Source organism: Roseburia sp. 1XD42-69 (assembly GCF_003612565.1).
Lineage (GTDB): Bacteria > Bacillota > Clostridia > Lachnospirales > Lachnospiraceae > Roseburia_B.
In genome coordinates, this window is sequence record NZ_RAZG01000008.1 from 24,552 (window position 1) to 37,880 (window position 13,329).

Below are 13,329 nucleotides of genomic sequence, written 5' to 3' on the forward strand. Positions count from 1 at the left end.
TTTTCATCCGTCATAAAAATAAAATAATATTTTCCTATTTTTTCTTTAACTTCATAGTCTTTTTCTTGTAGCCCGTTCTGCTTGTAAGTTTCTTCTGATATTTTTTATAATGCTTCTTTGGCACTTTAATCACTGCCTTGTTAGAAATTCCTTTAATCGCCCCTTCTTCTATGTCAATCACGGAATTGGCATTAATGGTAATGGTTTTTAACTTGGAACAGCCATAAAATGCGTTTTTCCCCAATTCTTCCATGCTCTTTGGAAGGGTGACTGCTGTCAGCTTTGTACATTTTCGGAATGCAGAAGAGCCGATAACCTCTACCTTTTTCCCCAATTTTAAAGAAGCCATGTTTTTACAGCCGTAAAATGCATAATTTTCAATGCTTGTTACATTGTTTCCTACTTCCACACTCTTTATTTTCGTATTTTTGTAGAACGCTTTCTGCCCGATGGATGTAACCTTGTAGGTAATGCCCTCACACTTAATAGTGGCAGGAATCACTGCTTTCGTCAGATTTTTCTTTGAAGTGCTGCTTACCTCCACTTCAAGGGCCTCGTCGTCCATCACTTCATACACGAAATTCCCGCTGAGGAAAGTGTCGCCCTGACTGTAGACACTTTCTTTCCCGGCACTGTATGGCAGGATTGTGAAACTCATGCTGACCGCTCCTGTATAGATGCCAGTTCCCTCAATAATTGCATATGCAGTTCCCTCATTCACGTTGTCCTTATAGCTTACCTGATAATCGGTTCCCAGTATCAAAGCCTTTCCCTCTAAAGTTACACTTACCGAAGGTCTTTTCGCAGAACCGTCGTAGGTAAAAATGGTTTCATTGAGTACGAACTCTGCACCTTCTATGGAAATTCCCTCAATCTGATATGGTACACTTTTCGTCCCTTTATAGAGATTCTTTCCTGACACTTTTACAGTTGCCTGACCCGGATATACTGTATCCTGATATTCCAGAGTATAATCTATGTTTTCCTGCAAGAAATTCCCCATTTTATCTTTAACAGTTACTGCTGGTTTTTTTTCGGTTCCATCTGCTTGGACAGATGTGTATGCCAGGTTTACTTTACATTGTTCTATGGAATTTTTATATATCTGATAGGTTACAACTTTTGTCCCTTTGTAAGCACCTATTCCGGTTATTATTGCCTGGGCTGTTCCTTCCTCTATATTATTTGCATAGGATAGTGTATAATCTGTTCCCTCTTTCAACTCTTTACCCTGATAAGCCACTTCTACCACTGGCATCTTCTCTGTTCCGTCATATTGGACTGATTCATAAGAGAGATTTATATCACAATTTTCTACTGCAATTTTATATATTTTATAAGTTAAGATTTTAGTCTCTTTATAGCCACCCTTTCCTGTTATTGTTACCTTAGCTTCTCCCTCCTCTACATTATCCGCATACTCTAATGCATAGTCCACTCCCTCTTCTAGCTTTTTGCCTTTATATGACACTTCTACATCCGGCTTTTTCTCTGTTCCGTCATATTGGACTGATTCATAAGATAAATTTATATCACATTCTATTATGGATTTTTTATATATCTGGTAAGTCAATATCTGACTCCCTCTATAACCATTCTTACCAGTTATTATTACCTTGGCTGTCCCCTCTTCTATATTATTTTCATACTCTAACAGATAATTTTCTCCTTCTTTCAATCTTTTTCCTTTATGCAGCACTTCTACCACTGGCTTCTTTTCTGTCCCGTCATATTGAATGGATGTATACGACAAATTCACATCACAATCCTTAATCAATGCATAAATATCAAAGTTTACAGACTTCTCTCCAAAAAAGTTTCCTTTTCCTCTCACTGTAACAGTGGATTTTCCTGGCTCAATATTATTTGCATAAATAATTTCATATTCATTTCCCTCTTGCAACAATACCTGATTTCCATCTTCGAGTGTATATTTCACTCTTAACATTGGCCTAAGTTCTGCCCCTACATATTCAATTTCTTCTCCTCCAAAAATTACTCCGTCCTCAGGCGCTTTTCCTCCAGTTGTATAATATCCTAACATGACTATTTCTGCACTACTTATGTCATGTTTTTTTAGCATATCCAAATATGGAACAAGTTTAGTAGCAGCAGCTCTACGGGCTGCCTCTGATTTCCCACAAATCATTACTTCATCCAACTGACTTTCCGCCATAAACTCCGCATCCATTTGCTCCAATGTTTCTGGTAAGTATACTCTGGTCAAGCATGGATGGGGAGGATAGACTCCAAACCAATCCTTCCCAGTCGAAACTACACCTTCATGTAAAACTACCTTTTTCAGATTAGTCATATCCATAGCACCATACGGCACATGCTTGATAGAACCAGGTATTTCTATTTCAGACAAACCTTTACAACCTTGAAAAACACCTCCCCCTAACACCGTAATGGTTTCTGGTAAATCTATTTCTCTTAGATTTGAATTCCACATAAATGCACCACTCTTTATCTCCTTCAAAGAAGATGTCGGCAAAACTAATTCCGTTTCCAACATTTCTCCAAATGCACACTCTCCAATACAAGTAATGCCTTCTTCAATTACTATTTTATCTATTTTTCTTCTATACTGATGCCAGGGTGCTTTCATCCCACTATAAAAATCCGCATAATCCTTTATAGCGCCTTGTCCAGAAACGGTAAGTATCCTCTCCCCGCTGTCTACGGTCCATGTCACATTTTCTTCATTCCCCTCTGCCCCGCAAGTTCCGCTGTCTACAATGGACGCTTTCGCTTCTAATCCGCATGGTACAACGCCAATCACAAATACAATCATCAACATCCACATGATTTTTAGCATAAACTTTTGTTTTTTCATCGCTCTTCCTCCTGTTCTTTAATCTTACATTAACAAAAAAACATACATCATTTGCCTTTCTGCCCTTTTTCATATTCTTTCCGAATCGTTCCTATCTTTTTGTCCGCACGTGTATCCCTTCCATCCGGATTCCGAATCGTTCCTGGCGGCAAACCATGATTCTTTTCAAATGCACCCACGGTACAATCCTTCCTTGTTTTTCGCACTTTGATTTCCTCCTGATAAAATTAATTTTTTCTTCTTAAACACATGGATGCTCCATTATACTTTACTTCCACCTCATATCCTTTGAGGATAGACAAAAGCAAAGCTACCGCAACCCCTGATGCCAGAATTGTCGCAGCCATCTCTCCTCCCGTAATTTCTATAATCGGTGCAGCCGATGCCGCTGTAATAGAAACCGCCGCTCCTCCTATTGCTACGGGCGCTCCTACCGTAGTAACTCCTATTGTTGCAACTCCTGCTGCTGTTGCCAAAGCTACTGTTAAAGCGGCAATTTTACGGGGCGACAGCAAACCTATCCATCGCAGCTTTCTGGCCAAATCTCCCTGAATTTCAATATGCTCTTTCTTTTGATTTACCGCCGTTTTTAATTGCTCTTTTGTTGTGACTATTACCCGGTCTTGCTCCTTTTTCCTACGCATGAATTTTCGCATATTTTTCTCCTATCGCTTCTAATGTTCCATTTATCCTTGTATCCAATCACTTATTCGAAAATCTTAATCCTTCAAATGCGCTTTTCAATTCACCTGCAGTCTCAACAATATTTTCTGGGTTTTCACCCTGGGACATTCTATAAAAATCATCAGCTATAACCCAGCCTAATGCTTCTGTTAATGCCGCCGCTGTAGATGCACCGATAAATCCTCCAACTACTGTTCCTACACCTGGCACCGCTTTGAGGAGATTGGATGCCACTGCCCGGCCTGCTTGTTGAGTCACCCCAACCCCCAGAATAGATTTTGCCGCAGCATCAGACAATGTTATGTCAAATTCTTTCCCTAATGCAATAATCATACCTATTTGTGCTGCGGTTATCGGTATGGCATCAGACATGGGTATCGGAATAGCACCTGCCGCAGCGGACGCTGCTGTTGCGGAATGTATTACCAACTGACACCTTTTTTTCAGTTCTTTCGGCATATGTACTTTAGACTTGCTCATATTTTTCTCCTTCTACTGCTTAAAATTTTTATTGATTATCTTCTCTTAGAATCTGTCTCACTCTGCTCTCACATAATCCATATTTCTGAACCAGGCAACGGACACTCACCCCCTCTTCACGTTCTTTCACAATCTGCTGTGCAATGTACTTATGAGAATAAAATCTGCGTGGAAACATCATCTGCATACCTTTGAAGTGAAGATAGATTTCATGCGCATTATCAATGCCCACAGTCTCCGCCAATTCCTTATAAATACCTGCCAAATCTTCTGTAGTAGCATCCAATAATTTCTTCAATATGCTCACCTCTCTTATGTTCAAATTATAATATTTTCAAATTGCAGTTCACACTAATAAAATGCACTGTAATTTCTACTTGTAAATTGCTCTTTTAACTTGGCTAACTATTTTTAAAACTAAAAAGAACCCATAAGACTTAAACATCTTATGGGTTCCTGCCAACCTGCTTTTATAGATTTTTTCATTTTCAACATACTCTAATATTCAAAGATACAAGCGTATATGTTTTACATCCTATCCCCTGTATCTTGTTTACATATCTGATTCTACATTCTTTCCGCACAGTAATCCTCTATTTGCCCAATCAATTCTTTTGCAGTCAGAATCTGTTCTTCCGCTTTTTCTTTTGTAGCAATATAAAAATCATCATAATCACTGGCATGGCGGATTTGTTCTGCACGTGCAATCCGTCTTCCAAAGGCTTTAGGAAAAATTTCCGTCTTTACATAATCCTTGTTAAAATTAGCCAATGTGTCTTTGTGACGCTTATATGACTTCCCATCTAAAGCATGAACAGCCGATATAGCATAATAAACCACATAACAAGCCCGGTTATTGGCTCCCCGGTATTCTCCCTCTGTCAACAGAATATTGACCGACAGCAAATCACTCTTCGCTGTTTCAATACGATAGCGCACTAAACCACCGATACTTCCCCTTTCAGGCTCTTCCATACAATTCCACCCCTTCCTTTTGCACATTTGTATAAAAAGGATGAATTCCCAGCCACTTCTTAAAATGGGTATTGCTCTTTGCTATGGGCTTAATATCCGTGTCATGCTCCTCGTTGAAATCATAGGTAGACCATGACAACTGCTTGCTGTACTTTTCAATCTCCATATCCGCCAAATCAACCAATATCACAATATCAATATCTGAATCCGGTCTGAAATCACCTCTTGCGTAAGAACCGTACAGGATTACAGACTTTAACCGCTCTCCATATATTTTCTTTACTTCTTCTACATACTGCCCAAGCAGAATATTTGTCGATATCGGCATGGTTTCCCTCCCTTCGCTCTTGCAAAATGGATTCTCAATAGAATAAGCAACGTCAGCCTTTACGCCAAAATCTCTGCCACTTTATATAATATGAATTTTCCTATTTTTTATAGATTCCCATATTTTTTTACATCTTTTAAAAATTTGGGCGTAAATTGGGCGTACAGGCGTAAATATTTTTACGCCCGCAAATCCCAAAGCCCTTGATTTTAAAGGTTTCCCCGCCTCACTTATTTCTCCAAAGTCTTCATCGTCGGGAACAACAACACATCCCTAATCGCCGGCGAATCTGTCATCATCATCACCATCCGATCAATTCCAAATCCAATCCCCCCGGTAGGCGGCATTCCAATACAAAGTGCATTTAAGAAATCCTCATCCGTATGGTTTGCCTCTTCGTCCCCCGCTGCCAAAAGCTTCTCCTGGGCCTCAAAACGTGCTCTCTGGTCAATGGGGTCATTGAGCTCAGAATATGCATTGGCCATTTCCCAACCGTTCATAAAGAACTCAAAACGCTCCACATACTCCGGGTTCTCCGGCTTTTTCTTCGTAAGAGGCGAAATCTCAACGGGATGATCCATAATAAAAGTAGGCTGAATCAAATGATCCTCCACATACTCCTCAAAAAACAGATTTAAAATATCTCCTTTCCCATGCCTGTCCTCATACTCAATATGGTGTTCATCTGCCAGTTTCTTCGCATCCTCTGTAGAATGAATATCGTTGAAATCCACATTGGCATACTTCTTCACCGCCTCCACCATAGTAAGACGTTCAAAAGGTTTGGACAAATCCATCTCATGCTCCCCATACTTAAGTACAAGGGAACCTGTTACCTCTTTTGCCACATAACGGTACAAATTTTCCGTCAAATCCATCATACCGTGATAATCCGTGTACGCCTGATATAACTCCATAAGGGTGAACTCCGGGTTATGCCTGGTATCTAATCCCTCGTTGCGGAATACCCGGCCAATCTCATACACCCGCTCCATGCCCCCTACAATCAGGCGCTTTAAATAAAGTTCCAGGGAAATCCGAAGCTTCAAATCCTCGTTTAAGGCATTAAAATGGGTCTCAAAGGGCCTCGCCGCCGCCCCTCCTGCATTGGAAACCAACATGGGAGTCTCCACTTCCATAAAACCTTCCCCGTCCAGATACCTGCGGATACTGCTGATTACTTTGGAACGCTTAATAAAGGTATCCTTCACCTCAGCGTTCATAATCAAATCCACATAGCGCTGACGGTATCTCATATCCGTATCCGTAAGACCGTGAAATTTCTCCGGCAAAATCTGAAGGCTCTTTGACAACAGTGTAACAGAAGATGCATGGACAGAAATTTCACCGGTTTTGGTTTTAAACACTTCCCCGGTAATTCCAAGGATATCTCCCACATCATATTTTTTAAAGTCCTTGTAGGAATCCTCACCGATGCTGTCCCTTGCCACATATGCCTGAATATTCCCCTTAAGATCCGTCACATTACAAAAAGACGCTTTCCCCATCACGCGTTTAAACATCATACGTCCCGCAATGGTAACCTGCTGTTCTTCTAAAGAATCATAATTCTCTTTAATCTCCATGCTGTGGTGGCTTACGTCAAATTTCGTAATCCGGAACGGGTCTTTCCCGTTTTCCTGAAGCTCCTGCAATTTCTCATGCCGCACCTTTATAAGCTGATTAATATCCTGCTCCTGTACATTCTTCTGCTCTGCCATTTTATCCTCCTGTTTTACATGGAACGCTGAATTTCCAAAACTTTATATGACAATTCTCCTACCTGTGTCTCCACTGTGACAGTATCTCCTACCTTGGCTCCCATAAGCGCCCGGCCCACGGGGGACTCATTGGAAATTTTCCCTTTCAGGCTGTTTGCCTCCGTGGAACCCACAATTTTATACTCTAATTCCTCGTCAAACTCGCAATCTAAAATGTGGACGGTACAGCCAATGCTGATTTTATCCAGCTCCACTTCCTCTTCCACAACCACTTCCGCATTTTTTAAGATTTTTTCAATCTCTTCGATACGGGCCTCAATATCCCTCTGCTCGTCTTTTGCAGCGTCGTACTCTGCGTTCTCGGATAAATCCCCCTGCTCTCTGGCCTCTTTGATTTTCTGGGCCACATCTTTTCTCTTAACTACTTTTAAATCCTGTAACTCATCCTCTAACTTTTTCAATCCCTGATACGTTAAAATATTTTTTTTATCCATTCCTTTTTCTACCTTTCCTCATTATTCTTTACCGTAAAAAGCCCGTTCAAATTTGTCTAAAACAGGCCGTGTCTCCTCAAAATTTATGCCACTGACAATCATTGTATTATACCCGATAGGCAGGGCAATGTCAATATTTCCTGCCCTTTCCCATGGCTTTTTAAATATGGGGATATAAATTTTCTCTCCGAACAGGGCCTGAAACATTAGTTTTTCCTCCCGTTCAAAATCAAGAAATACCTGACAGGACTCCCCTGACCCCAAAAAAGCCGATAATCTGTCCTTTTCTTTTGGGAAAACTTCTATAATAAGTCCTTGTTCCTCATACATCATATCCCTGTAGTTTTCAAAATATTCGGGCCTGTCTGTAAATATGGCCATGCGGTTTAAATCTTCCCCCAGTTCTTTAGCCGCAAAAAGGGTTTTTTCCGGCTCCTCCCCGTCAATGAGAACAGGGAAAAAATCCCGGTAGCTGATTTTTTTCTCCAAAAGCACTTTCTCTAAAATCTCCCGGATATAGGGAAGAAAAGGATTGTCCCGTTTTTCTTCTGATTTTTCTGCTTCCGGTGCCTCACCGCATTTTTTCCACAAGCTGCGCATTTTATTCCAAATGCCCAAACAGAAAGGATTTTTCTTCATTGCAACACCTCAAATCCACAAACGATTACGGTGTATTATATGACAGGACTTCCTGAAATAGAGCCTTAAGCTCCGTAAAATTTTCCACTTCGTTTATCCTTCCCCGCAATTTCGATGAATGGGGATATCCTGCGGTATACCAGGCCGCATGTTTCCGCATTTCCCGGATTCCCGTATATTCCCCCTTATATTCCAAAAGAAGTGCTGCGTGGCGCAAGAGCATATCCGTCATTTCTTTAAAATCAGGTTTTGCCATTTCCTCCCCGGTCTCAAGGTAAGTTAGCATCTGTTTAAAAATCCAGGGGTTTCCCTGGGCAGCCCGTGCAACCATAAACCCGTCGCACCCGGTTATTTCTTCCATGGCGGCCACATCCGCCCCGGAAAACAAATCCCCGTTTCCAATCACCGGTATGGAGACAGCCTCCTTTACCTGGCGGATTATATCCCAGTCCGCCTTCCCGGAATAGTACTGCTCCCTGGTTCGCCCGTGAACCGCAACTGCCGCAGCGCCGGATTCTTCCGCAATATGGGCAAGTTCCACGGCATTGATATGGTTTTCATCAAACCCTTTCCGAATTTTCACCGTCACAGGCTTACTTATGGCCCTGGCCGTCTTTTCTATAATTTTTCCTGCCAGAACAGGGTCTTTCATAAGGGCGGAACCGTCCCCGTTATTTACCACCTTTGGCACCGGACATCCCATATTGATATCTAAAATATCAAAGGGCCGCTCCTCTATCTGTTTTGCCATCTCACTGATAATTTCCGGGTCTGAACCAAAAAGCTGCAGGGAAACCGGACGCTCATTTTCATGGATTTCCAAAAGTTCTTCCGTATTTTTATTTTTATAAAAAATGGCTTTTGCGCTCACCATCTCCATACAGATCAGCCCCGCCCCCTGCTCTTTGCACAGCAAGCGAAATGGCAGGTCTGTTACCCCTGCCATAGGCCCTAAAATTAAATTGTTTTCCAGTGTTACGCTGCCGATTTTAAGCGGTTTCATTTCCTACCCCTCTTATTTCTGTTTTTCAAAAATCAGCCGCAGCCCTGACAAGGTAAGGATAGGGTCATAAATATCAATACAGTCCGTCTCATTGGCAATAATTCTCCCTAATCCCCCGGTAGCCACTACTTTTACGTTGTCGTAACCGGACTCTTTTATCATATGCTTCACAATATACTCCGTCTGGCCAATCTGCCCGTAAACCAATCCTGCCTGCATACTGCTGATGGTTTCCTGGGCCAAAATAGACGCAGGTTTTTTTATCTCAATCTCCGGCAGCTTTGCCGCCTCATTCCAAAGGGCCTGGGCACTGGTGCGGATTCCGGGAGCTGTCACCCCTGCCACAAAAGCTCCCCTGCCGTCCACCAAATCGTAGGTGGTCGCTGTTCCAAAATCAAGGACAAGGGCCGGGCCGCCGTAAAGGTCATAGGCCGCCACTGCGTCCACAATTCTGTCCGCACCAATCTGCTTGGGATTCTCCGTCATAACCCGAATCCCCGTCTTAATCCCCGGCCCTACAATGGTAGGGGTGATATCCAGATATTTAATCACGGCACTGGTGAGGGAATGCATGACATTGGGCACAACAGAGGAGATTATGACTCCCTGTATGTCCGATTTTGAAATCTGATTCCTCTCTAACATATCTATAATACTGATTCCGTACTCGTCTGATGTGCGAAGCTGCTTGGTGGTCATGCGAAATGTTGTCAGCAGTTCTCTATCATTAAAAATTCCAAAAGTAAAATTTGTGTTTCCCACATCTATTGTCAAAAGCATAGCGCCTTATTCCTCCTCAAACTCTCCCAAAATTATAATTCTGTAAAACATTTCCAAAGACTCCAGCAGCTCTGTTTTACTGCGCTGCAAATCCTTTACCTTTAAGACACTTCCAATTTCATCATAGAGGTAATCCCCCTCATCCGCCGATGTGCGAAACTCCAATTCCCCATCCTCGTTAAAAAACACTTCCAAAATTCCCCCCACATCTTCCGTAAAGAGCACACACATAATTTTTAACTCGTCTCTCACCCGCTGGGGAATCCCCTGGAATATGGGATTTAAATAAAATTTTTTATCATATGCGCTGGATGCGCACAATACAATTTCCTGCTGTTCCATCTTCACCTGTCCTTTAAGATTTCCGAAAAATCATTTTACACATATCCGTAAATTCCCCTTACAGACACTTCCCCTGCAAAAACCAGGCGCCGGCCTTTTTCTGTGTCTACAATAAGCTCCCCCAAATCGGTAATTCCCACCGCTTCCCCCTCAAAATATTCCATAGGGTCTGACACCCTTACCTGCCTGCCTTTGTTTACAAGATACTTGTCATATTCTTCTTTCAGGCCGGAAAGGTCATTTGTTTCGGAAAATATGCCATAATAGTGCTCAAAAGATTCACACACCGCCCCTATCAACTCCGCCCGCTTTATTTTATCTTTTCCCTCCAGCAAAAGGGAGGTGGCTATGGAGGATATTTCTTCCGGAAATTCAGTGTTTCTCACATTGATGCCGATTCCCACCACAACATAGTGAATCTCCTCTATCTCCGTGCTAAGCTCCGCTAAAATTCCGCAGACCTTTTTCCCACCTAACACAATATCATTGGGCCACTTAATCTGAGGTGAAACCCCTGCATAATCTTTTAGTGCCCTTGCTACGGCAAGCCCTGCAATTAAAGTGAGCATAGATGCGGACTGGGGTTTTATTTGGGGTTTTAAAATCAGGGACATATACACACTTATTCCCGGAGGAGATGTCCAGCTTTTTCCCCTCCTGCCCCTGCCTGCGTCCTGCCTGTCCGCCACCACTAAAGTCCCGTGGGGCTTCCCTTCCTCCGCAAGCTGTTTTGCCCTTAAGTTTGTGGAGTCTGTCACCTCATAATAGTGTATTTCTTCCCCAATCCAACAGGTTCGCCTTCGGCTCTTCAATTCGTCTTCATTTAAAACATCCATGGTCTCTATGAGACGGTATCCCTTATTGGAAACCGCCTCAATCACATAGCCTTCCTGTCTGAGCTTTTGGATTCCTTTCCAAACTGCCGTTCTGGAAACTCCCAGCTTATCACAGAGATACTGCCCCGACACATACTCCCCGGTTTCCCTTAAAGCACTTAATATTTCTGATTTCAACCCTGCTCTCCTAATGTGGCCAGCATAACAGCCTTAATGGTGTGCATACGGTTTTCCGCCTCGTCAAATACCACAGACTGGCTGCCCTCGAAAACTTCATTTGTCACTTCAATCTCTTCCAAACCAAATTTCTCATGGACTTCCCTTCCGATAACCGTTCCCAAATCATGGAAAGCCGGAAGGCAGTGCATAAACACGGCATCTTTTCCTGCAAGCTCCATTACTTTCTGATTTACCTGGTAGGGCATAAGTTCTTTAATGCGCCCTTCCCACGCCTCTTTAGGTTCTCCCATGGAAACCCACACATCTGTATAAATAACATCCGCATCTTTTACAGAAAGTTCCACCTCTTCGCTTAAGGTGATATTTGCCCCTGTCTCCTCTGCGATTTTTCTGCACTGTTCCACCAATTTTTCTTCTGGAAAATAGTTTTTGGAAGTGCAGGCCACAAAGTCCATGCCCAGTTTTGCACATGTCACCATCAGGGAATTTCCCATATTATACCGGGCATCTCCCATATAAACCAGTTTAATCCCCTTTAATTTTCCAAAATGCTCCCGGATGGTAAGCATGTCCGCCAGCATCTGGGTGGGGTGGAATTCGTTGGTTAAACCGTTCCACACAGGCACCCCTGCGTATCCTGCCAGTTCCTCCACAATTTCCTGCCCGTATCCTCGGTACTCAATGCCGTCAAACATCCGGCCCAAAACCCTTGCCGTATCCGCAATGCTCTCTTTTTTCCCAATCTGGGAACCTGATGGGTCTAAATATGTCACATGCATCCCCAAATCATGGGCTGCCACCTCAAAGGCACACCGTGTCCTGGTACTTGTTTTTTCAAATATTAAGGCAATATTTTTTCCCGTCAAATGCGCATGGCTTTTCCCCTGCTTCTTTTCTTTTTTCAGCGTCTCCGCCAGGTCGATAAGATATAAAATCTCCTCCGGCGTATAGTCCATTAACTTTAGAAAATGACGTCCCTTTAAATTCATAACTTTCCTCTCCTTTAAAACTTAAGAAAACAGACAGAAGGTTATCCTTTTCCCTGCAAAAACCTTCTGGCTGTTTCATTATTCTGATTCTATTCCTAATTGTTCTCTTTGCCAACTTCTACAACAGCTTTTGCAAGCCCTGCGATACCCTGTATCTCTGATGGAATAATAATTTTGGTTGCCTTGCCGTCCGCCGCTTTTGCAAATGCTTCCAAACTCTTTAACTTTAATACGCCGTCGTTGGGGTCTGCCTCTTTCAGGAAACGAAGTCCGTCTGCATTGGCCTGCTGGATCTTAAGAATCGCCTCCGCCTGACCTTCCGCCTCACGGATGGTTGCCTCCTTATGGGCCTCCGCACGTAAAATTGCCGCCTGTTTCTCTGCTTCTGCGTCAAGGATAGCAGATTCTTTTTTACCCTCTGCCACAAGAATCGTAGATTTCTTTTCCCCTTCTGCCTTTAAAATGGCTTCCCTTCTCTCACGCTCTGCCTTCATCTGTTTTTCCATGGCATCCTGAATCGCTGCGGGAGGAATGATGTTTTTAAGTTCCACACGGTTTACCTTAATTCCCCAGGGATCTGTTGCCACATCAAGGGATGCCCGCATTTTGGTGTTGATCGTCTCACGGGAAGTCAGAGTTTCATCCAGCTCTAAATCACCGATAATATTACGAAGTGTGGTGGCGGTAAGATTCTCAATGGCCATAATCGGGCTCTCCACCCCATATGCAAATAACTTGGGATCTGTAATCTGGAAAAATACAACCGTGTCAATCTGCATAGTTACATTATCCTTGGTGATAACGGGCTGTGGGGGAAAATCAACTACCTGCTCTTTTAAATTGATTTTCTTTGCAATCCGATCCACAAAGGGCCTGCGGAAATGAATTCCCACGCCCCAGGTTGCCCGGTATGCCCCAAGGCACTCTACAATAGCCGCATGTGCCTGAGGCACAATCTTAATACAGCTTGCCGCTACAATTAAAGCTATAATAAGCAAAATAACAATTACAATAAATGCTCCCATTTTTGTCCTCCATA

15 protein-coding genes and 1 pseudogene are annotated in these 13,329 nt (G+C 42.8%); all 16 read right to left on the reverse strand.

The genetic code is table 11. The features are described 5' to 3' along the window. Positions 1–34: 34 nt before the first annotated feature. Positions 35–2,839, reverse strand: coding sequence for a leucine-rich repeat domain-containing protein (locus D7Y06_RS05820; RefSeq protein WP_120406888.1), 2,805 nt, complete (start codon positions 2,837–2,839; stop codon positions 35–37). A 47-nt stretch (positions 2,840–2,886) separates the two neighbouring features. Further along, positions 2,887–3,045 carry a hypothetical protein gene (locus D7Y06_RS25860; protein ID WP_158591262.1) on the reverse strand — a complete coding sequence of 53 codons (159 nt, stop codon included), beginning with the start codon at positions 3,043–3,045 and terminating at the stop codon, positions 2,887–2,889. A gap of 21 nt (positions 3,046–3,066) precedes the next feature. Continuing rightward, positions 3,067–3,495 (reverse strand): hypothetical protein, encoded by a 429-nt coding sequence (locus D7Y06_RS05825; RefSeq protein WP_120406889.1) that lies wholly within the window; start codon positions 3,493–3,495, stop codon positions 3,067–3,069. A 46-nt stretch (positions 3,496–3,541) separates the two neighbouring features. Next, positions 3,542–4,003 (reverse strand): GTP-binding protein, encoded by a 462-nt coding sequence (locus tag D7Y06_RS05830; protein WP_120406890.1) that lies wholly within the window; start codon positions 4,001–4,003, stop codon positions 3,542–3,544. Positions 4,004–4,031: 28 nt separating this feature from the next. Then, positions 4,032–4,310, reverse strand: coding sequence for a Mor transcription activator family protein (locus D7Y06_RS05835; RefSeq protein ID WP_120406891.1), 279 nt, complete (start codon positions 4,308–4,310; stop codon positions 4,032–4,034). 260 nt (positions 4,311–4,570) lie between these two features. Beyond that, the gene (locus tag D7Y06_RS05840) at positions 4,571–4,978 is read right to left on the reverse strand and encodes a HEPN domain-containing protein (RefSeq protein ID WP_120406892.1); all 408 of its coding nucleotides are present in this window, start codon (positions 4,976–4,978) and stop codon (positions 4,571–4,573) included. After that, complete coding sequence (locus D7Y06_RS05845; protein WP_120406893.1) at positions 4,965–5,306, reverse strand: nucleotidyltransferase domain-containing protein; 342 nt, start codon at positions 5,304–5,306, stop codon at positions 4,965–4,967. The genes D7Y06_RS05840 and D7Y06_RS05845 overlap by 14 nt, the downstream gene beginning before the upstream one ends. 242 nt (positions 5,307–5,548) lie before the next feature. Beyond that, positions 5,549–7,027, reverse strand: a pseudogene (gene lysS / locus D7Y06_RS05850) (lysine--tRNA ligase); the annotation flags it as partial. 14 nt (positions 7,028–7,041) lie between these two features. Beyond that, positions 7,042–7,521 (reverse strand): transcription elongation factor GreA, encoded by a 480-nt coding sequence (gene greA / locus D7Y06_RS05855; protein ID WP_120406895.1) that lies wholly within the window; start codon positions 7,519–7,521, stop codon positions 7,042–7,044. A 21-nt stretch (positions 7,522–7,542) separates the two neighbouring features. Beyond that, positions 7,543–8,160, reverse strand: a complete 618-nt coding sequence (locus tag D7Y06_RS05860) for a hypothetical protein (protein ID WP_120406896.1) — start codon at positions 8,158–8,160, stop codon at positions 7,543–7,545. Positions 8,161–8,185: 25 nt separating this feature from the next. Next, positions 8,186–9,163, reverse strand: coding sequence for a tRNA dihydrouridine synthase DusB (gene dusB, locus D7Y06_RS05865; protein WP_120406897.1), 978 nt, complete (start codon positions 9,161–9,163; stop codon positions 8,186–8,188). Positions 9,164–9,175: 12 nt separating this feature from the next. After that, entirely contained in the window at positions 9,176–9,943 is a 768-nt protein-coding gene (locus D7Y06_RS05870) for a type III pantothenate kinase (protein WP_120406898.1), read from the reverse strand. Positions 9,944–9,949: 6 nt separating this feature from the next. Then, positions 9,950–10,285, reverse strand: coding sequence for a DUF6145 family protein (locus tag D7Y06_RS05875; protein WP_120406899.1), 336 nt, complete (start codon positions 10,283–10,285; stop codon positions 9,950–9,952). A 35-nt stretch (positions 10,286–10,320) separates the two neighbouring features. After that, positions 10,321–11,298 (reverse strand): biotin--[acetyl-CoA-carboxylase] ligase, encoded by a 978-nt coding sequence (locus D7Y06_RS05880; RefSeq protein ID WP_120406900.1) that lies wholly within the window; start codon positions 11,296–11,298, stop codon positions 10,321–10,323. After that, complete coding sequence (argF, locus tag D7Y06_RS05885; protein ID WP_120406901.1) at positions 11,295–12,290, reverse strand: ornithine carbamoyltransferase; 996 nt, start codon at positions 12,288–12,290, stop codon at positions 11,295–11,297. Before argF ends, D7Y06_RS05880 begins: the two co-directional genes overlap by 4 nt. 95 nt (positions 12,291–12,385) lie before the next feature. Then, a complete protein-coding gene (locus D7Y06_RS05890; protein ID WP_120406902.1) occupies positions 12,386–13,315 on the reverse strand; it encodes an SPFH domain-containing protein in 930 nt (309 codons plus the stop codon). Positions 13,316–13,329 lie beyond the last annotated feature (14 nt).